Annotated in this window: 21 protein-coding genes; 17 read left to right on the top strand and 4 right to left on the bottom strand. The window is 41.6% G+C overall.

Going from position 1 to position 19095, the window contains the following annotated elements:
- Positions 1 to 14: 14 nt before the first annotated feature.
- A complete protein-coding gene (locus tag BGP78_RS07075) occupies positions 15 to 458 on the bottom strand; it encodes a hypothetical protein (RefSeq protein ID WP_119860738.1) in 444 nt (147 codons plus the stop codon).
- Between the two features lie 310 nt (positions 459 to 768).
- Here BGP78_RS07075 and ccoN point away from each other — a divergent pair, with 310 nt between their 5' ends.
- The 14 genes from ccoN (at position 769) to BGP78_RS07005 (ending at position 15181) form a co-directional block, all read left to right on the top strand.
- Positions 769 to 2202 carry a cytochrome-c oxidase, cbb3-type subunit I gene (gene ccoN, locus BGP78_RS07070; RefSeq protein WP_119860737.1) on the top strand — a complete coding sequence of 478 codons (1434 nt, stop codon included), beginning with the start codon at positions 769 to 771 and terminating at the stop codon, positions 2200 to 2202.
- A gap of 12 nt (positions 2203 to 2214) precedes the next feature.
- Entirely contained in the window at positions 2215 to 2889 is a 675-nt protein-coding gene (gene ccoO, locus BGP78_RS07065) for a cytochrome-c oxidase, cbb3-type subunit II (RefSeq protein ID WP_010362723.1), read from the top strand.
- Between the two features lie 5 nt (positions 2890 to 2894).
- Positions 2895 to 3080 (top strand): CcoQ/FixQ family Cbb3-type cytochrome c oxidase assembly chaperone, encoded by a 186-nt coding sequence (locus BGP78_RS07060; RefSeq protein ID WP_010362722.1) that lies wholly within the window; start codon positions 2895 to 2897, stop codon positions 3078 to 3080.
- Positions 3077 to 4045: a cytochrome-c oxidase, cbb3-type subunit III gene (gene ccoP / locus BGP78_RS07055; RefSeq protein ID WP_010362721.1), complete on the top strand. Its 969-nt coding sequence runs from the start codon at positions 3077 to 3079 to the stop codon at positions 4043 to 4045. Before BGP78_RS07060 ends, ccoP begins: the two co-directional genes overlap by 4 nt.
- Before the next feature lie 112 nt (positions 4046 to 4157).
- Positions 4158 to 4649 carry a FixH family protein gene (locus BGP78_RS07050; RefSeq protein WP_119860736.1) on the top strand — a complete coding sequence of 164 codons (492 nt, stop codon included), beginning with the start codon at positions 4158 to 4160 and terminating at the stop codon, positions 4647 to 4649.
- Between the two features lie 5 nt (positions 4650 to 4654).
- Positions 4655 to 7030 (top strand): heavy metal translocating P-type ATPase, encoded by a 2376-nt coding sequence (locus BGP78_RS07045; protein ID WP_119860735.1) that lies wholly within the window; start codon positions 4655 to 4657, stop codon positions 7028 to 7030.
- Positions 7027 to 7200, top strand: a complete 174-nt coding sequence (gene ccoS / locus BGP78_RS07040) for a cbb3-type cytochrome oxidase assembly protein CcoS (RefSeq protein WP_119860734.1) — start codon at positions 7027 to 7029, stop codon at positions 7198 to 7200. The genes BGP78_RS07045 and ccoS overlap by 4 nt, the downstream gene beginning before the upstream one ends.
- A complete protein-coding gene (locus BGP78_RS07035) occupies positions 7187 to 7858 on the top strand; it encodes a sulfite exporter TauE/SafE family protein (RefSeq protein WP_119860733.1) in 672 nt (223 codons plus the stop codon). Before ccoS ends, BGP78_RS07035 begins: the two co-directional genes overlap by 14 nt.
- Before the next feature lie 34 nt (positions 7859 to 7892).
- Complete coding sequence (locus BGP78_RS07030; RefSeq protein ID WP_119860732.1) at positions 7893 to 8627, top strand: FNR family transcription factor; 735 nt, start codon at positions 7893 to 7895, stop codon at positions 8625 to 8627.
- Positions 8628 to 8727: 100 nt separating this feature from the next.
- Positions 8728 to 9654, top strand: coding sequence for a universal stress protein UspE (gene uspE / locus BGP78_RS07025; RefSeq protein ID WP_119860731.1), 927 nt, complete (start codon positions 8728 to 8730; stop codon positions 9652 to 9654).
- A 138-nt stretch (positions 9655 to 9792) separates the two neighbouring features.
- Positions 9793 to 10464 (top strand): response regulator transcription factor, encoded by a 672-nt coding sequence (locus BGP78_RS07020; RefSeq protein WP_119860730.1) that lies wholly within the window; start codon positions 9793 to 9795, stop codon positions 10462 to 10464.
- A 5-nt stretch (positions 10465 to 10469) separates the two neighbouring features.
- Entirely contained in the window at positions 10470 to 11855 is a 1386-nt protein-coding gene (locus BGP78_RS07015; RefSeq protein WP_119860729.1) for a sensor histidine kinase KdpD, read from the top strand.
- Positions 11856 to 11957: 102 nt separating this feature from the next.
- Positions 11958 to 13814: a DUF1800 family protein gene (locus BGP78_RS07010; protein WP_119860728.1), complete on the top strand. Its 1857-nt coding sequence runs from the start codon at positions 11958 to 11960 to the stop codon at positions 13812 to 13814.
- Between the two features lie 11 nt (positions 13815 to 13825).
- Positions 13826 to 15181, top strand: coding sequence for a DUF1501 domain-containing protein (locus BGP78_RS07005; protein WP_119860727.1), 1356 nt, complete (start codon positions 13826 to 13828; stop codon positions 15179 to 15181).
- Between the two features lie 187 nt (positions 15182 to 15368).
- Here the strand turns inward: BGP78_RS07005 and BGP78_RS07000 are convergent, their stop codons facing one another.
- Positions 15369 to 15974, bottom strand: coding sequence for a DUF998 domain-containing protein (locus tag BGP78_RS07000; RefSeq protein ID WP_119860726.1), 606 nt, complete (start codon positions 15972 to 15974; stop codon positions 15369 to 15371).
- 270 nt (positions 15975 to 16244) lie between these two features.
- On the opposite strand from BGP78_RS07000, the gene aroQ reads away from it, so the two are divergent.
- Positions 16245 to 16772, top strand: a complete 528-nt coding sequence (aroQ, locus tag BGP78_RS06995; protein WP_259386216.1) for a gamma subclass chorismate mutase AroQ — start codon at positions 16245 to 16247, stop codon at positions 16770 to 16772.
- Between the two features lie 65 nt (positions 16773 to 16837).
- On the opposite strand, the gene ttcA is transcribed toward aroQ, so the two are convergent.
- Positions 16838 to 17719, bottom strand: a complete 882-nt coding sequence (ttcA, locus tag BGP78_RS06990; protein ID WP_119860725.1) for a tRNA 2-thiocytidine(32) synthetase TtcA — start codon at positions 17717 to 17719, stop codon at positions 16838 to 16840.
- Between the two features lie 226 nt (positions 17720 to 17945).
- On the opposite strand from ttcA, the gene BGP78_RS06985 reads away from it, so the two are divergent.
- Complete coding sequence (locus BGP78_RS06985; protein WP_040697040.1) at positions 17946 to 18185, top strand: hypothetical protein; 240 nt, start codon at positions 17946 to 17948, stop codon at positions 18183 to 18185.
- 64 nt (positions 18186 to 18249) lie between these two features.
- Here BGP78_RS06985 and ppiC read toward each other — a convergent pair whose 3' ends face one another.
- Positions 18250 to 18528, bottom strand: a complete 279-nt coding sequence (gene ppiC / locus BGP78_RS06980; RefSeq protein WP_010362706.1) for a peptidylprolyl isomerase PpiC — start codon at positions 18526 to 18528, stop codon at positions 18250 to 18252.
- A 270-nt stretch (positions 18529 to 18798) separates the two neighbouring features.
- Here ppiC and BGP78_RS06975 point away from each other — a divergent pair, with 270 nt between their 5' ends.
- A complete protein-coding gene (locus BGP78_RS06975) occupies positions 18799 to 18999 on the top strand; it encodes a hypothetical protein (protein ID WP_119860724.1) in 201 nt (66 codons plus the stop codon).
- Positions 19000 to 19095 lie beyond the last annotated feature (96 nt).

Genomic DNA, 19095 nt, shown 5'->3' with positions numbered 1-19095 from the left:
ATTGTCACCGTTTACTACTGAATTACATACAAAGGAAAGTCGTACAACTTTTCCTGATTGGTATTGTCGACTACGTTAAGTGTCAATCTCCATTGCATCACTTGTGTTGTGCAAAGGCCAACCATGGTTGTTGCATAAAACTGACCATTTTTTTCTTGCTCAAAAAATACCGGAATATACCCCATATTCATCTCTTTTCCGGCTAAAAAAGCAGACTTAATCACCATATCGCTTGGAAGAGTGACTGTTACACCGATTTCTTCCTCTCCTTTTATTAACTTAGAAGAGTACCAAAGTAGTAATTTTGCGGCATTGGTACAAGGAGATTGTATTGTACAGTTTTCTATTTCACTTAAACTTTCACTTTTTTCTGAACTTTCATGTATAATAGCTGTAGGGTCAGAGCATGCGCTCACAAAACTCAACACGGCAAGTACGAAAAACCATAATTTGAGCATTATTTATCCTAATTTAGGCGATAAAAACTGATGCATAGTAATGCAGATTTTAATATTACGCTACAATGATGAATAACTGAGCAAAGAATGGAGTGAAATTTGATTGAAGTCATAATTTTACGCGTTTGAGGTATCTTTTTTTTTGCAAAAAAATTATTATTTCCTTGCAAAAATAAGGGTTTCTCAGGTTGGTTTCAAATGAAATTGTCAAGCAATTTCATTTTTAAGCAAGCTTGTTGAAATATAAAGCAGGGCCTGTTTATGCAGGTAATTCATTTCTAATCGCATTAATTGCAGCGGAATCCAGAAAATGAGCCAGACAGTAGCATCACAAACTGAGTACAATTATAAAGTTGTACGCCAATTCGCTATCATGACAGTGATTTGGGGCATCGTTGGCATGGGTGTTGGTGTTCTTATTGCTGCCCAACTAGCTTGGCCAGCATTGAACTTTGATACACCATGGTTAACTTACTCTCGACTACGTCCGTTACACACGAACGCAGTTATCTTCGCATTTGGTACTAGTGCACTTTTTGCAACATCTTACTATGTTGTTCAACGTACATGTCAAACGCGACTTTTTTCCGACAAGCTCGCTTCGTTCACCTTTTGGGGTTGGCAGGCAATCATTGTTTCGGCAGCTATTACGCTTCCTCTTGGTATTACTTCGTCAAAAGAATACGCAGAGCTAGAGTGGCCAATCGATATCGCAATTGCGGTTGTTTGGATCACCTATGCGGTTGTGTTCTTTGGTACATTGATCAAGCGTAAAGTTTCTCATATCTACGTAGCAAACTGGTTCTATGCTGGTTTCATTATTACGGTTGCAGTGTTGCACATCGTTAACAGCATGGCAGTGCCTGTGTCGTTAACTAAATCATATTCAATTTATGCTGGCGCAGTCGATGCGATGGTTCAATGGTGGTATGGTCACAACGCAGTAGGTTTCTTATTAACAGCTGGTTTCTTAGGTATGATGTACTACTTCGTACCTAAACAAGCTGGTCGCCCTGTATATTCTTACCGTTTGTCAGTAGTTCACTTCTGGGCATTGGTTTCTCTTTACATTTGGGCTGGTCCTCACCACCTTCATTACACAGCACTTCCAGACTGGACGCAGTCTTTAGGCATGGTAATGTCGATTATCTTATTCGTTCCTTCATGGGGTGGTATGATCAACGGTATCATGACGCTATCTGGCGCATGGCACAAACTTCGTACTGACCCAGTGTTACGTTTCTTAGTTGTCTCTCTTTCGTTCTATGGTATGTCAACGTTCGAAGGCCCAATGATGGCAATTAAGTCAGTTAATGCATTGTCACACTATACTGACTGGACTGTTGGCCACGTGCACTCTGGGGCGCTAGGTTGGGTTGCGATGATCTCTATCGGTGCAATTTATCACCTAATTCCTGCATTATTTGGCCACGGCAACATGTATAGCGTTAAGCTCGTTAACACACATTTCTGGCTACACACTGTGGGCGTTGTTTTATACATCGTTGCAATGTGGATCTCAGGTGTAATGCAAGGCCTAATGTGGCGTGCTGTAAACTCTGACGGTACATTGATGTATAGCTTTGTACAATCGCTTGAAGCATCTAAACCATTCTACATTATGCGATTCCTAGGCGGTGTATTCATCGTTGTTGGTATGCTTGTAATGGCATACAACGTGTTCCGCACTGTGAATGCTAAAAGTGGCACACTTGCTACCGATGCACACGCAAAAATGGCTTAAGGGGTGTAGAGTATGAGCGATAAAAAATTAGCCAATAAACATGAAATTGTAGAAAAGAACGTTGGCCTGATGGCCATACTGACTGTTTTTGCAATCAGCTTTGGGGCACTGGTAGAAATTACACCACTTATGTTCCAAGAAGACACAACTAAACCTGTTGATGGCCTACGCCCATTGACGGCATTAGAAATGGAAGGTCGTGATATTTACGTGCGTGAAGGCTGTTATAACTGTCACTCACAAATGATCCGTCCATTTCGTGATGAAGTTGAACGTTACGGCCACTACTCTGTAGCGGGTGAGTCAGTATGGGATCACCCATTTCAATGGGGTTCTAAGCGTACTGGTCCTGACTTAGCGCGTGTTGGCGAACGTTATTCTGATGATTGGCACTACGCCCATTTGATGGACCCTCGTTCAGTAGTTCCAGAATCTAATATGCCTGGTTACCCGTGGTTAGATAGCAACAAGGTAGATACGTCTCTTACTTTGAAGAAATTGCAAATCTTCCGTGACAATTTTGGCATTGATAAAGCATCACCAAAGTATGATGGAAAAGGTTACGGCGATGATAATGAGCTACTTGCTCAAATTGCTGAAGTCGATTCTATGAATAACGGAACTGGTGCAACCGAAATGCAAGCCCTAATTGCATACCTTCAGCAACTTGGCACACATTTGAAGTAATTATTATGGATTACGGCACATACAGAGGCATTTTGACTCTGATAATTTTGGTACTATTTATTGTGATTGTTGGCTGGGCATACAGCAAACGCTCAAAGAATCGTTTCGACAGCGCTGCAAATGCGATTTTCGAAGACGAGAAAAAGCACGACAGCACAATCTCTAACGAGGAAAAGGAGTCTGAAAAATGACTAGCTTTTGGAGTATTTGGGTTATCGTATTAACCCTTGCGTGTCTTGCTCTGATCTTAGGCTTACTACTTTGGAACCTGAAAAACTATGCAGGTGTTGAAGAAGGTGAAAGCTGTGGTCACGAGTTCGATGGTATCGAAGAATTAAACAACCCACTACCAAAATGGTGGACGTACATGTTCTTCGCAACCTTTGTTTGGTCTGTGTATTATTTAGCAGCCTACCCTGGCCTTGGTAATTTTGCGGGTTTCCTTAATTGGACCAGCTCAAACCAAGGTGTTAAATCAATGGAAGAATCTAAAGCTGCTATTGAGGCTGCAAAAGAGAGCGGAAATTGGGTACAGCTAGACAAAGAAGTTGAGTATGCACAAGAGCGCTTTGGCCCTATCTTTGAAGCATTTGCTAAACAAGATGTGGTCACACTTGCCAAAGACGAAAAAGCACTTGAAATTGGTCAACGTTTGTTTGCGCAAAACTGTGCACAGTGTCACGGTTCTGATGCACGTGGTGGTATGGGCTTCCCTAACCTAACAGACAACGACTGGTTATACGGTGGCAAACCTGACCAAATCAAAGAAACACTGCTTAACGGTCGTGTAGCTGCGATGCCTGGTTGGAAAGACGCACTTGGTGAGCAAGGTATTGACGAAATGACGGCTTATGTACTTAGCCTTTCAGGTCGTAAAGTTAACCAAAAAGATGCTGATGCAGGTAAAGCTAAGTTCGCAATGTGTGCGGCTTGTCACGGTATGGACGGTAAAGGCTCTGTTGCGCATAACCTCCCATTCGGTGCACCTGATCTAACAGATAATATTTGGTTATACGGTGGTTCTAAACGTGCAGTTGAAGAAACACTTAACCACGGCCGTGCAGGTGTAATGCCAGCATGGAAAGAGATCTTAGGTGAAGATAAAGTTCACTTATTAACCGCTTATGTTTATAGCTTATCGCAAAATAATCAATAAATTATAACGAGTTAATCGAGATCAAAAAAGCCTCCATTTGGAGGCTTTTTTTTAGGTTTTTCACCGCAAATAGGATAAAATACCTGCACACTTTTTAAGTCTTTGAGTCGTTATGAATCCTACCCCGTGGTATAAAAACTTTTGGCCTTGGTTTTTAATGTTTTTCCCTGTAGTCACTATTATTGCCTGTATTGGATTAGTCGTATTTGCGGTTGGCAACGGCCCCGATATGGTCGTTGATGACTATTATAAAAAAGGTAAAGCCATTAACCTCGAACTCACAAAGTTCAATAAAGCCAAAGCACTTTATTTACACGGAGAGTTACAAGTAACAGCCGACACCATCAAGTTTCACTTTACTAAAGGTGATGCCAGCAAAGTTAACGCATTAAAGGCATCGTTTTATCATCGTACTATTCAAAAGTACGACTTCAATACAAACTTACTTGCCAACGCCAATGGCGAATTTACCGCTGTATTAGATTCAATAGAACAAGGCGCTTACACTGTATTCCTTGAACCTATGGATGGCAGCTGGAAACTAAAAGAAAACTTACAATTACCTAGCGACACAATCATAAAAATATCACCAGAATATAAGTAGTCACCATGTCAAAAGCGTGTTTCCATTGCTTAGAGCCTGTCCCAAAAGGATTTAATGAAACGGTGCTATTTGATGGCCAGCAACACCCTGTGTGTTGCATTGGCTGCCAAGCCGTTGCTGAAACCATTGTTGCACAGGGTATGAGCGACTATTACAAATTTAGAACTGAAAGTGCAGGAAAGGTAGACGCGCTTATTCCTGAACAATTGTCGATTATTAAAAGTTACGACAACCAAGATATTCAATCCGATTTCGTCTCTGACAGTGGTAACTTGTCAGAAGTATTATTGAGTGTAGAGGGCATAAGCTGTGCAGCCTGTGCTTGGCTTATTGAAAAGCAACTGCTGGCACTCAAAGGAGTCACCCGTGTGGATGTAAATACATCAACACACCGTGCGATGATCCTCTGGAACAAAGAACACACGCTTTTGAGTGATATCATTCAAGCGTTAATGCAAATTGGCTACAAAGCTTACCCTTTTCAAGCAGACGAAGAAGCAAACCAAAAACAAGCGACCGCAAAAGCCTATATTCGCCGTTTGGGCGTAGCTGGCTTAATGACAATGCAAGTGATGATGTTTGCATTTGCGATGTACTTTGGCATGTTTTCAGGCATGGAAGAAGACTTCGAACAGTACTTTCGGTGGATCAGCCTGATCTTGGCGTCTCCCGTTATTCTTTACTCCGCACTGCCCTTTTTAACCAATGCGATTAAAGGCCTAAAAGCTAAACAACTCAACATGGATTTGCCTGTCTCTTTGGCCATTTTTGGTGCCTATGCAGCGAGTTGTTACGCTACAGTAATGGAAGTGGGTGAAGTTTATTTCGAATCGATTTGTATGTTTACCTTTTTACTTTTACTGGGTAAATACCTCGAATTCAGAGCACGTTTAAAAGCCAGTGAGTTTACTGCTAACTTACAAAAACTCTTGCCGCTGACCGCACGTAAAATCGATGATAATGGCGATGAAGCGGTCGTTGCAGCCAAAAATCTAAAACTCCATGACCGAGTACTCATCAAAGCCGGTGAAACCATTGCTGCCGATGGTATAGTCATTGAAGGTACCACAACCGTTGATGAGTCGATGATGACGGGTGAACACTTACCTGTGAAAAAGCACCTTGGCCAGCAAGTGTTTGCCGGTACCGTCAATCACGATGGTGTTGTGAGTATTCAAATTAATAAAGTGGGGCAAAACACCCTGCTTAACCAAATTATTAAACTCCAACACTCAGCCCTGTCGAAACGACCTAAATTAGTCGAAGTTACAGACAAAGTTGCACAATGGTTTGTTGCCTGTTTATTGGTTTTTGCATCAATTACTGCCATTGGCTGGTATCCCGTTTCTCCTGAGCAGGCCTTTTGGATCACTATTTCAGTCTTAGTAGCAACTTGCCCTTGTGCACTGAGTTTAGCCATCCCCACCGCACTCACCTGCGCCGTGGCGACCCTGACTAAAAAAGGGGTTTTGATCAAAGAGGGCCATGTACTAGAAACCTTAACCAAACTTACACGTGTCGCATTTGATAAAACAGGTACTTTGACCGAAGGCCATTTCTCTATAGACAAAGTGGTGTTACATAGCGACTCTTACCAAGAACAAGATGTGCTTGCCTTAGCCGCCAGTTTAGAAAGGTACTCTGAACACCCCATTGCAGCCGCATTTAGCGAACACTTAAACACACATCATGAATTAAAAAACATAGAAGTGCATACCGGTAAAGGAATTAGTGCATCTTTAGGCGAACAAACCATTGCAATTGGAAAAAGTGGCTGGCATCAAGGAAAGCGCTCTAATGCACAAGCAACTTTATACATAGATGAACATGCAATCGCGGACTTTTATTTCAATGACAAAGTCAGAAAAAATGCCAGCGACGTCATTGCCCAGTTGCAAAATAACGGTTTGAGCTGCCACTTATTAACGGGCGACAGCTCCGATGCAGGTGCAAAGCTGACGACAGCGCTCAAGCTTGACTCACAACAAAGTAGTTGTTCACCAAAGGACAAACAACATGCTGTTGAAGCGTGGTCTAAACAGGGCGAAATTGTTGCTATGGTGGGCGATGGTGTAAATGATAGCCCTGTTTTTAATAGTGCGCACCTGTCTATCGCGATGGAAACCGGTGCCGATATCTCAAAAAATACCGCTGATGTGGTATTGTTAAAGAGTGACCTTAATGCCATTTTGCAATTGCAACAAATTGCGTTGCAAACACGTCGTATCGTAAAGCAAAATTTAACTATTTCGTTGTTATACAATGGATCTATTTTGCCACTTGCAGCGCTTGGTATGGTCCCCCCTTGGGTCGCGGTTATAGGTATGTCGGCCAGCTCAATCATTGTGATTGGTAATTCATTGAGGTTATTAAAGTTATGAGCATCATTTATATTTTAATTCCCATCGCTATTTTGTTCGTCATTATTGCTATCGGTATCTTTTTTTGGGCGGTTAGGAGTGAGCAATTTTCAGATCTGAACAAACAAGGTCATAGTATTTTGTTTGAAGACGACAAAGAACAACACAAAAACGCCAATGACCGAGATTAGTTTATTCGGGGCATTTATAATGGGCTTAGTAGGCAGTGGCCACTGCATTGTTATGTGCGGGGGGATTGCCTCTAGCTTGCAAATGGCGAATACAACTCTCAAACCCATCACCGTCGGATTACTTTACAACTTAGGCCGTGCATTAAGTTATATGATTGCTGGTGCATTAGTGGCGTCATTAGGCAATACATTTGCTAAGCAAAATACGGAATTTGCACTGAGTTTAAAAATATTCAGTGGTGTATTTATGATACTGGTTGGCTTATACGTAATGCGCTTAGCCAGCTCACTCAAATGGCTTGAACAAGCGGGTAAAACCGTGCTTTGGCAACATTTAGTGAAACTAAATAAGCACTTATTACCCATTAACACTTACCCAAAAACTTGGCTGTATGGCATGCTGTGGGGTTGGCTACCTTGTGGGTTGGTCTATTCAGCACTGACATGGACTTTACAGGCCCCTACTCCTTGGTATGGCAGTGCCATTATGCTCAGTTTTGCACTAGGTACACTACCATCCATGTTAATTGTAGGACAATCAGCACAACAACTCAGCCGCTTTTTGAATCTAACGCTTATTAGGTGGGCGTTAGGTAGTATTTTTATCTGGTATGGTATCTATCTACTAATCATTGCATCCGATAGATTAGTACATTAACCTAGACTCAGCGTCATATTTTAATGGATTTATTATGGATTTAAACAATCAAAAACGTTCAAAGAGTCAATGCACAATTAGCTGTAATGACTGTAGTATCAGCCAATTATGTTTACCATTTACTTTAAATGGCAGCGAAATGGATAAGCTAGATGAAATCATCGAGCGTAAAAAGCCATTACATAAGGGTGATTACTTGTTTGAATCAGGCGCGCCACTTAATTCAATTTATGCTGTTCGCTCAGGATCTTTTAAGTCGTATACACTTTCAGAGCAAGGTGACGAGCAAATTACAGGCTTTCATTTAGCCGGTGATTTAGTTGGATTCGATGCCATTAATAAGATGAAGCATCAAAGCTTTGCACAAGCACTTGAAACCTCAATGGTCTGTGAAATCCCATTCGATACCCTTGACGAGCTGGCGGGGAAACTACCTAAACTACGTCAACAGATCATGCGGTTAATGAGTAACGAAATTAACTATGATCAAGAAATGCTGTTGTTATTAAATAAAAAAACAGCAGAAGAGCGCCTTGCTACCTTCATATATAATTTATCAAATCGCTTTGGTGAACGCGGCTTTTCTCGTAAAGAGTTCCGTTTTACCATGACGCGTGGCGAAATCGGCAATTACTTAGGCCTGACCGTTGAAACCATCAGTCGACTGTTAAGCCGCTTCCAAAAAGCCGACCTTATTAAGGTTGAAGGTAAATTCATTACTATCTTAAATATTCCTGAGTTAGCAAAAACAGCAGCTATTTCTCTTTGATCTAGGGCAATGAATTCCCAATAACAGCTTTCGCCTTGCGCTAAATCAGTTACACTTAATGTAACTGATTTAGCTAATAAAGCATGTTAAGGAGTTCGTAATGGATAAAATTAAACGCATTCTTGCCGTTATTGATCCAACCAAAGCACAGCAAAATAGTTTGCAACGCGCCCTTTCATTAGCCAAAAAAACCGGTGCGCACATTACCGCATTCTTATCAATTTACGACTTTTCTTACGAAATGACCACCATGTTGTCTCGAGATGAACGTGAAGCTATGCGAGAAGCGGTCATCAAAGATCGCGAAGCTTGGATCAACGACTTACTCTCTAGCATTGACGACATAGACGTACACAGCTTGGTTTTATGGCATAACCGCCCTTACGAAGCCGTTATTAATACCGTTATTAATGAAGGCTATGACTTAGTCATTAAAAGTACGCACCAACACGACACGTTAAAATCAGTGATTTTTACGCCCACCGACTGGCACCTTATTCGCAAGTGCCCTTCGCCTGTACTACTGGTCAAAGATCATGAATGGCCTGAACAAGGGCATATTCTCGCAGCGGTCAACTCAGTCAGTGACAATGAGCAACACCAAGCATTAAATCGCCGAATTATTAGCGATGCTCAGTTTATTTGTCAGCTCGCCAATGCTCAACTTAGCCTTGTCAATACTTACCCCGCAACCCCAGTCAATATTGCCATTGAGATCCCGGAGTTCAACCCATCACAATACAATGAAGCGGTTAAAAAGCACCACGAAGATGAAACCTTTGCTTTAGCAGATTCGTTCAATATTGCGCGAACTGAATGTGAAATAAAAGAAGGCTTACCAGAGGATGTGATCCCTTTAGTGGCCAATAATAAAGGGTCTGAGTTGGTTGTGATCGGCACAGTTGGCCGAACAGGGCTTAGCGCAGCCCTTGTTGGAAATACCGCAGAGCATGTGATTGATAGCCTTGATTGTGACGTGTTGGCATTAAAACCAGATGGGTATAAAAGCCCGCTTGCAGGGAAGTAACTTTAACTGCCCACGGCCTAAGCGGTGCTATGTGCTAATTTCACCGCTTACTATACAAAATTGTATCAGAAGCAACGCATTATTTAAGGTATTATGATCAATACACCCCCTTTCTTTTTGCATGTGTAGGTACAAAAAATGAAAGTACTGCTGGTCGAAGATGACGCTGATACTGCGCAATTTATTGTTCATGGCCTCGCGCAATATGGAGATGTTATTCAGCACTGTGATAATGCTGAGCGAGCTATGATTGCCGCTTCTACGCAGCCATTTGACGTCATTATATTCGACCGACTTCTCCCTAATATGGATGGGTTAGATGCGGTTCGAATTTTAAGAAAAAGTAACGTACACACTCCTATAATTATGTTAACCGCATTATCAGAAACCTCCGACCGTGTTGCTGGACTTGATGCTGGTGCCGATGATTACTTAGTCAAACCTTTTGCATTTTCTGAGCTTTATGCTCGCCTCAAAGCCTTAACACGCCGCCAACCAATTACAGAGAACAGTACTGAACTATCTATCGCTAATTTAACACTTGAGCGAACGACACGAGCTGTCAAGCGCGACAATGTTGACATAGAATTAATGCCGAAAGAGTACCAGATCTTAGAGTATTTATTACTTAATCCAAAGCAACTGGTGACTAAAACCATGTTATTAGAACAAATATGGGGATTTAGCTTTGACCCAAAAACCAGTTTAGTGCAAACCCATGTAAGCCGCCTACGTAATAAAATCGACAAACCGTTTCCTACTGAGCTAATAAAAACAGTCAGAGGCTGCGGATACATCATTTCCGATTAATCATTATGTCATTACTCAAAGCCTTCGCAGCAACCCCGGTGATCAAACGCACTCTTGTGCTTTGGTTTACCATCAGCATTATTATTAGCACAATTTCCACAATCGCATTGCAACAAATCAAGGCTGAGCAAGTAAATGAGCTACTCGAACTAAGAAGTGACCTACATGTTTTATTTGATGAAGAGGGTCTGACAGCCGTCCTTGAAGAGTACGCACTGCAAGACTACCCAATTTGGCACAAGCAAGAGAGTGATAGTCGATTTGACGAAGAGGAACTGCTCTTTGCGTTATACCGTGATAGTACGCTACTTTTAGGCAGCACTGAACTTGCCAAAAACCGCTCTACATCACCTCAATGGACTGTGTATAACTCGCATATTGACGAACCGCAACAGGCTTTATCCTTATATTTTAGCCTCAATGACACCTATGCTTTATCAATATTGCAACGCCAAGATGATCACTATCAGACTGCAAGAGCATTGGTCATTGGTATAGTATCTTGGTTCATTGCACTCACATTGATACCCATATTCCTTGTTATAGCAATCGCTCATTTCACTCATAGCCAACGTGTGTTACATATCAAACATGCACTGCTGAAGGTGGCTAAATCTCCAGACTCTGAGCGCATAAATATAGATAACCCTAAATCCGATAGCCTCACTGAACTGATCATATCCATCAACCATATGCTGGATGACATTGCTGACTTACATAAGACCATGAAAACCATGTCAGTTGGCATTGCACACGACTTAAAAACCCCTCTAACCAGAGTGGCAAATCGGCTGCATAGTATGCAGCAAGATATTGTTAATCCAGATCGTTTATCAACTCACTTGGAGAAAGCATCCTCTGATTTAAACTCGGTGATCACCACATTCAATAATTTAGTCAGACTGAACGCCATTGAATCGGGGCAACATAAGCAAGGCTTTAAAAAAATAGATCTTTCTGCATTGAGTTTAGATTTAGCGCAAAGCTATGAGCCAGTATTTATTGATTCAGGGCGAACACTTGAAATTTCAATTGTTAACGATGTTATGTGCCTTGCTGATGTGGATCTTATTAATCAGCTGATCTGTAATTTACTCGAAAATGCGCTCGATTATAGCCATCCACACGCACATGTTTGGATCCGCCTGCAAAGTCATACTAATGGAGCGCTTTTACAGATTGGCGATAACGGCCCAGGCATTGCAGTAAATGACAGAGCACATGTCTTTGATAAATTTTATCGCGCTGATGTAAGCCGAGCGAAACCAGGCAACGGCCTTGGCTTAAGTATTGTACTTGCCATTTGCACAGTACATGATGCGCATATTCAATTGCTCAATAATCAAAAAGGCGCTGTCTTTAATATAGAACTCCCCCTATTATCACAATAGTGCACCTTACAAAATTGTAAGGTTCATTGCGGTAAAGTGTAAAACATCGTATTAGGATTACTTTGTATACTGATCCTATGTTTTAACAAGGGTCAATGTCTAATGAAAATAAACGTGACACTGCAACGCATCATGTTAAGTACACTAATGGCTTTCACGCTGGGTTGTGGAGGGGGTTCTAGTGCCGAACAAACAAATACCAGCACAGCACCAACAGGTGAAAACAGCCAACCTGTGACACCAATAGATACTACAATACCTACACCTCCCCCCTCGCCGCCACCAGAACAACCCATTACTCAGGAAGATCTAACTTTTTCAAATGCAGAAAAAACCTCTCGATTTTTGCAACAATCCACTTTTGGCGCCACTGCAAATGATATCGCGACATTAACCAATACCAGTGCCTCAAAGTGGTTTAAAAGCCAACTCGCTGAGTCCCCAAGTAACGTACTCCCAATAGTGGTAAGTTATGCACCACCAGATACACAAAATGACGATGAATTTGATTTATTCTTCATTGAGTCAACCACCTTCGGTTTTTGGATGAACAGTATTGCAGGCGCGGACCAATTACGTCAGCGTATGGCGTTCGCCCTATCGGAAATTTTAGTGGTGTCGAATAAAGGAGGCGAAACACTCACTGATCAACCTACTGCGGTTGCCTCATATCAAGACATTTTAATTAATAATGCCTTTGGTAATTACCGTACCCTACTAGAAGAAGTCACTTATTCCCCAGCAATGGGGCATTACTTAACCTATTTAGGTAACCAAAAATCGGACCCTGCAACTGGCCGAGTACCTGATGAAAACTATGCCCGAGAGCTGTTGCAGTTATTTACACTAGGTGTTGTTGAACTTAACACCGACGGCTCTATCAAAACCGATAATGACGGTATTGCCAGTGAACTATATTCGAATAAAGATATCACAGGCTTAGCAAAAGTGATGACCGGCCTTGACTATAACGAACCCGATGACGAAACCATAGCCAATAACGTTTTTACTCGGCCCATGGCCATCAACCCAGAAGCCCACTCCGATGACGAAAAATCGTTTCTCGGGCTCACTATTCCAGCGGGAGTTGACGCAAAAACCTCTATCAACATGGCACTAGATCATATTTTCGCTCACCCGAATTTACCGCCATTTATCACCAAACAATTAATACAACGACTGGTTAGCTCGAATCCAAGTAGTGCATATGTAACACGCACCGTGAGTGCATTTAAAGAAGGGCTATATACACTCCCAGACGGTACCGCAGTTGGTACGGGGCAACGTGGCGACCTCAGCGCGACACTCGCTGCCATCTTATTTGATGAAGAAGCACGAAATATCGCCTCAAATACCGGGGGGAAAATCAGGGAGCCAATCTTACGCTTTACCCACTGGATGCGGGCCTTTAATGTGCAAAACATTACCCCTCAATTCCAAACAATATTGTGGGATACCAGCCCAGCCAATTTGCTGGCCCAACATCCATACCGCTCACCCAGTGTCTTTAACTTCTTTCGTCCTGGTTATGCTGCACCTGGCACAACCTCAGCTTCGAATGGGTTAGTGGCACCAGAATTACAAATAATTAATGCCACATCTATTCCCGGCTACGTTAACTTTATGACGCACTTTATTTCGAGTGAACAACAATATGCCAATGCTGACGATCTCAATGATGAATTCGACAACCCCCGTATTCCAGTCAGTCTGGAGGATTACCAAAAAAGCTTTTTAGCCACCTATGATGAAGAGCTAAAACTTGCCAATGATATTGACGCACTCATCGCCAGATTAAACTTACTCCTGACTGCAAATCAGCTGTCTCAGGCAAGCAAAGCATCTATTAAGAAAATTCTAAATAATATCCCTGCGGATGAAGAAAACGGCTACCTTACGCGTGTGCAACTCGCCGTGCTGTTGGTCATGACCACCCCTGACTATATTGTACAAAAATAGGAGAGCTCCACATGAATAGACGATCTTTTCTCAAAGCCGGCAGTGCGTCAGTGGCAGCAGCTCCCTTTTTAAACTTAGCGGATGCACTGGCCAATACACAGGTTAACGCCAATGACGACTATAAAGCATTGGTCTGTATTTTTTTATATGGTGGTATGGATAATCACGATACGGTTATCCCTTACGATCTAGCCAGTTATAATAAGTGGTCAAATATTAGAAGTACATTGTTGTCAGGCTACACCACAAAACGCACACTCGATAACCTTGCCCCCATCACAGCCCCGTCGCGGTTTGGTTCACGTCAATTTGCCTTAGCGCCTGAATTAAGTGGTATTGCACAGCTTTACCAACAAGGTAAAGTCTCTGTCGTTGGGAATGTCGGACCTTTGCTAGAACCCACATCAGCTGAGGCGATCCGCGCAGAAACAGCACGATTGCCCGCTCGACTATTTTCACACAACGACCAACAATCCACTTGGATGTCTGGCAAAACAGAAGGCGCACAATTTGGCTGGGCTGGATTGCTTAATGATGCACTCATTGGGCAAGGACTACAAACCCCAAGCACATTTTCCGCCATCACAACTGCTGATGCCGACTTGCTGATCACAGGCAATAATACCACGCCTTATCATATTAATGATGGGCAAGCAGCAACCATTAATGTCATTGATTTTTTTGATGAGCCGGATGCACTTAGCGCACATTTTAGCGCACTCGGTCACCAAACAAATAATCTAGTAGAGCAAGATGTTTCAGCTCACATTAATCGTGCTTATAACGCCAATAAGCAATTTAATGCAGCACTCTCAGGCACCACAATCTCACTACCTACTTTTCCAGCAACCCCTATTGCCAAACAATTAGAAGCTGTGAGTAAAACAATTGCGATCCGAGAGCAACTCAACGAAAAGCGGCAAATTTTCGTTGTTGCCATGGGAGGTTTTGATACTCACTCAGGACAAGCACAGTCACTGCCTAAGCTGCAGTCAGCGTTAGATGGTGCTTTTGTCGCATTTGATGCCGCGATGCAGAACCTTGGGCTATCTGATAACGTAACCCTATTCACCGCATCTGACTTTGGCAGAACGCTTGCGATAAACGGTGATGGTACTGATCACGGGTGGGGAGCGCATCACTTTGTGATGGGAGGCGCCGTGCAAGGTGGTACTATATTTGGTGACATACCTGAATCAGAGCTAAACCATCAGTTAGATGCGGGCGGCGGTCGCTTGATCCCAACCTTATCGGTCGATCAATACGCCGCTAGTTTAGGCCAATGGCTTGGTATTGAACAAGGCACTCTTGAAACCATCTTTCCAAACCTCATTAAATTTGGCGAGATCCCAAACTTATTTAAATAGATTAAAGTCAAAATATCGGGGTTGAGGCCAGTTGCTCAAACCCGATGTAATTTACTTACAGTTGCAAATTATGACTTCTCAGAAAAAGGCTTAATTATTTATGATCATTAAATGATCTGGAGCGGTAATTTTCTATCGAAGGCAAAGCATTAGCTGAAAGCTGATTAAGATCGCAACTTACACTTTTTTATAACAGCAACATTGAAAACACACTGAGCCATAGGAGTTGAATGCCATACGAGGCTCGCTGATGCAATCCAGCAGAGCGTTTTTGTTTAAAAGCACGTGCCAGCATAAATAAAAATACGCATGCTAGAACAGCTGACAAAAATGAAAATAAGCGAAAAGCAACAGAAATAACTTCCCCTGTAGGAGTGACTGATATCAAGATAGGTGCAACCAATAACGCAAGTAACATAATAAAACCAGCCCAAGAGTGTATCTCGCACTCTCGTGTTGGTGTTGTGGTGTAAGGATCAGCATCCATAGGAAAATAACCCGCAACCCACGTACCAATACCGTGAATGACAATACATAGCCCTGATAAATTAACCAAATAAGAAGACCACTCTAAACTAATTATATAGCCACCAAACAAGCAAAACAGTAAACCCAGGGGGTAATTATTGATCCTAGGCGATAGCTTTTCTGTTGGACTGCCCGACGCACCCAATTCGCTACAAAACTGTTTAGCATGATCATAATTTGGATAAAATCGACTCGCAATATATACGCCAATGATCAGCCAAACCATTGCGATTAGTCCTGATAATGCTGCAACTGTTTCAAACATACTCTAGTCCTTGTGATAAATTAAACTTTAGCCGTAAATACGTACTAAACTGAATAGAAACTGCTCAGACTTTCTTTAGAATATACCATGTCCCTTTAATTGATAAAACAGCACAGGAAAGGCGCTGGGGAGAAATCGCTCAAAACATTTAGCCATAACACCATACAATTAATCAACGCCATATACATATACCAACCCCCTATGTTCTAATTGAGACATATAGCTTAATCAGGCAAATAAAAGATAGCTGCGATCATCTTCAGGGTTAAAGTGAAAAAGTATATTTTATTATTGTTTTTAGTGACGCCATTCTCTGGGTGGTCTAGTACGTGTGCAACAGATATTTTTGGGGTGATTAATCAACGATTAAGTTATATGGAAGATGTTGCTTTGTACAAAGTAAACCACCAAAAAGCAATTGAAGACATAGAGCGTGAAAAAACAGTTATCGCAGAAAGTGCCCGTTCGGCAACCTTGGTAGGGCTGGACGAAACAAGTATTGCCCATTTTTTTTCGTCGCAAATAGCTGTCGCAAAAGCCATTCAATATCGTTACAAAGCTGACCTACTGAGTGTTGAAACACACAGAAAACCAAGAGACTTAAACACACATGTGAGGCCACAACTCATCAAGCTGGGCAACGAAATTAATGCAAAAATTGCCAATTACTTAAAAGCAGGTAATGCATTCACCGAACAACAACGAATGGCTTTTAACGAAAAAATAGAATTAAGGTATGTGAGTACTGCAGATAAAGCGAATTTATTTGATGCGTTACAAAAAATTAGACTGAAATAAAGAATTGAGTAACATTAAGGATAGCAACCACAGTACATATGTGGTTGCTCTAAATGCACCGATATTTAGATATTCGTCACATCGATAAATAAAGACTCATCAATATTTGACGATGACACGGTGGCCTCAGCAAATTCGTACTCTGCTTTTTCCGCCTCTCGGTCAATGGGTAGATTAATAAAATCAAACAGGTCTCTATCAGCTAACTGACTTGGGCTAACATTCTGTATTGATTTAAAAATACTCTCAACACGACCTGGTGTTTTAGCATCCCAATCAACAAGCATCGCTTTAATATTCTGTCGTTGTAGGTTTTCTTGTGAACCACATAGATTACAAGGAATAATTGGGAATTGCTTATATTCGGCGTATGTAATCAAATCTTCTTCGCGACAATAGGTCAATGGTCTGATCACCACATTTCGCCCATCGTCTGAACGCAGCTTTGGCGGCATAGCTTTTAGTCGAGCACCGTGAAACATATTTAAAAACATGGTTTCGACAATATCATCTAGGTGGTGGCCAAGCGCTATTTTAGTTGCACCAATTTTTTCAGCAAATGAGTACAAGGTACCCCGTCTTAAACGAGAGCAAAGTCCACATGTCGTTTTGCCTTCAGGCACCTTTTGCTTTACAACCGAATAGGTGTCTTTATCTACAATGTAATAAGGAATATCAAGACTTTCAAAGTATTCTGGTAAAATATGCTCAGGAAACCCTGGTTGCTTTTGATCGAGGTTAACCGCTACAACATCAAATTTGATCGGCGCAACTTTTTGCAAGCTCAAAAGTATATCTAGCATCGCAAATGAGTCTTTACCGCCACTAATACACGCCATCACCACGTCGTTTTCTTCAATCATGTTGTAATCCACCACGGCATTACCAACATTCTTTCTTAAACGTTTATGTAGCTTTGTGATTTCAGGTGTTTCTTTTTGAGTCATTGCAGGCTTCCCACATCGCCAGTTCACCGACGCCGCGTTATCAAATAAAATTACAGGGCGCGAATTATACGGGTTTTTAGCTAAGGTTGGAATACTGCGGCTTAGATTCTAACATTTGGACCTTTTAGTATTGAAAAGGCTCAAAAAAGCCAGGAATTATTTGCTAAGTTTCGTAAAAGCGACTTACCTTAGAAGGATAATATTAACAAATGAACAAGGAACTACGATGATGTTACGAATAGTATTAATAGTCAGTACTTTTATTACGCTTTCTGGTTGCTCTGATGCCGCCCCCGTTCCTGTGAGTGAATGCGCAAAGGTAGTGGCTCATGCTAAAAAAATACTCGGTGATAAAGCCCCCAGTACCGCTGACATGACGAAGCAATGCAAAGAAGCAAGTGACGAAGCTCGTGGCTGCGTACTCACGGCAAATAAAGCAATGAAAATACTCAATTGTGATATGTAAACGCAGCAATAAATAACGAATATCGCTTTTATCCAGAGAGGTCTAACCTCTCTGTTGCCTTAAACTAAGTACGATACAACACTTTTATTACGTGCCAACCAAAGCGAGTTTTCACTAGGTGAGGCTCTAGTATCTCTTTGCTGAAGGCTACTTTATCGAACTGAGGCACCATTTGACCGCGTTTGAATTCGCCTAAGTCGCCTCCTTTTTTACCCGATGGACATGTCGAGTGCTTTTTAGCAAGCACCTGAAACTTTGCGCCTTTTTTAAGTTGCTTGATAATGTCTTCAGCAAGCTCTTTATGCTTCACCAAAATGTGTAATGCATGTGCTGTATTGGCCATAATTGCCCCTATCTATCTAAAACCAGCGAATTGTAACATACCTACATATCTAGTGAAGTGGATGAGGCCATCCAGCCTTTATTATCTGAAGTTGGGATTAAATTAAGCTTTTAACCAGCTCGAAAAATCACTTTATTCTAAAATAAAACTTTAATAATTTAAAAATAAAGACTTTTTATTTAAATAAAAAACCACAGTAATATAGTTGCATCAATTTAAATTAAAATATATGTTAACGTCAGTTGTAAACAATGTAAAAGGATTGAAACAATGAAATTAAAGCTAAAGAAAAATAAAATCAAAGTTCTATCACAGAACGATGTAACGCTTCCTCAAGCAGCTACCCCTAATGTTGCTGGTGGTAGATGGACTGCAATAGAAAACTGTTTTTTTACAAACCCCTACCGCTGTGGTGAATCAAACCACCCGAATGCTTGTAACCCATCTCAGCATGTAACTGTTTGTACTTAAATACATTTAAAACATCCATAGAGAAAATGCACTACGCATTTTCTCTTCCCAGTTAGCAACATCAATTAACCTTTCTACATCACGCAGCTTTGAATA

Origin of the sequence: Pseudoalteromonas sp. MSK9-3 (genome assembly GCF_003590335.1) — a bacterium.
GTDB lineage: Bacteria > Pseudomonadota > Gammaproteobacteria > Enterobacterales > Alteromonadaceae > Pseudoalteromonas.
The sequence above is the reverse complement of the archived record's forward strand: the minus strand, read 5'-3'. Positions and strand labels throughout refer to the sequence as shown.

Bases quoted from the DNA above. Each gene is read 5' to 3' on its own strand.
- ccoS (WP_119860734.1), top strand. From the start codon at position 7,027: ATGAGCATCATTTATATTTTAATTCCCATCGCTATTTTGTTCGTCATT.
- ppiC (WP_010362706.1), bottom strand. From the start codon at position 18,528: ATGGCCAATACAGCACATGCATTACACATTTTGGTGAAGCATAAAGAG.
- BGP78_RS07035 (WP_119860733.1), top strand. From the start codon at position 7,187: ATGACCGAGATTAGTTTATTCGGGGCATTTATAATGGGCTTAGTAGGC.
- BGP78_RS07060 (WP_010362722.1), top strand. From the start codon at position 2,895: ATGGATTACGGCACATACAGAGGCATTTTGACTCTGATAATTTTGGTA.
- uspE (WP_119860731.1), top strand. From the start codon at position 8,728: ATGGATAAAATTAAACGCATTCTTGCCGTTATTGATCCAACCAAAGCA.
- BGP78_RS06975 (WP_119860724.1), top strand. From the start codon at position 18,799: ATGAAATTAAAGCTAAAGAAAAATAAAATCAAAGTTCTATCACAGAAC.
- BGP78_RS07010 (WP_119860728.1), top strand. From the start codon at position 11,958: ATGAAAATAAACGTGACACTGCAACGCATCATGTTAAGTACACTAATG.
- ccoN (WP_119860737.1), top strand. From the start codon at position 769: ATGAGCCAGACAGTAGCATCACAAACTGAGTACAATTATAAAGTTGTA.
- ttcA (WP_119860725.1), bottom strand. From the start codon at position 17,719: ATGACTCAAAAAGAAACACCTGAAATCACAAAGCTACATAAACGTTTA.
- ccoO (WP_010362723.1), top strand. From the start codon at position 2,215: ATGAGCGATAAAAAATTAGCCAATAAACATGAAATTGTAGAAAAGAAC.
- BGP78_RS07015 (WP_119860729.1), top strand. From the start codon at position 10,470: ATGTCATTACTCAAAGCCTTCGCAGCAACCCCGGTGATCAAACGCACT.
- BGP78_RS06985 (WP_040697040.1), top strand. From the start codon at position 17,946: ATGATGTTACGAATAGTATTAATAGTCAGTACTTTTATTACGCTTTCT.
- BGP78_RS07030 (WP_119860732.1), top strand. From the start codon at position 7,893: ATGGATTTAAACAATCAAAAACGTTCAAAGAGTCAATGCACAATTAGC.
- BGP78_RS07075 (WP_119860738.1), bottom strand. From the start codon at position 458: ATGCTCAAATTATGGTTTTTCGTACTTGCCGTGTTGAGTTTTGTGAGC.
- BGP78_RS07005 (WP_119860727.1), top strand. From the start codon at position 13,826: ATGAATAGACGATCTTTTCTCAAAGCCGGCAGTGCGTCAGTGGCAGCA.
- BGP78_RS07050 (WP_119860736.1), top strand. From the start codon at position 4,158: ATGAATCCTACCCCGTGGTATAAAAACTTTTGGCCTTGGTTTTTAATG.
- BGP78_RS07020 (WP_119860730.1), top strand. From the start codon at position 9,793: ATGAAAGTACTGCTGGTCGAAGATGACGCTGATACTGCGCAATTTATT.
- BGP78_RS07045 (WP_119860735.1), top strand. From the start codon at position 4,655: ATGTCAAAAGCGTGTTTCCATTGCTTAGAGCCTGTCCCAAAAGGATTT.
- BGP78_RS07000 (WP_119860726.1), bottom strand. From the start codon at position 15,974: ATGTTTGAAACAGTTGCAGCATTATCAGGACTAATCGCAATGGTTTGG.
- ccoP (WP_010362721.1), top strand. From the start codon at position 3,077: ATGACTAGCTTTTGGAGTATTTGGGTTATCGTATTAACCCTTGCGTGT.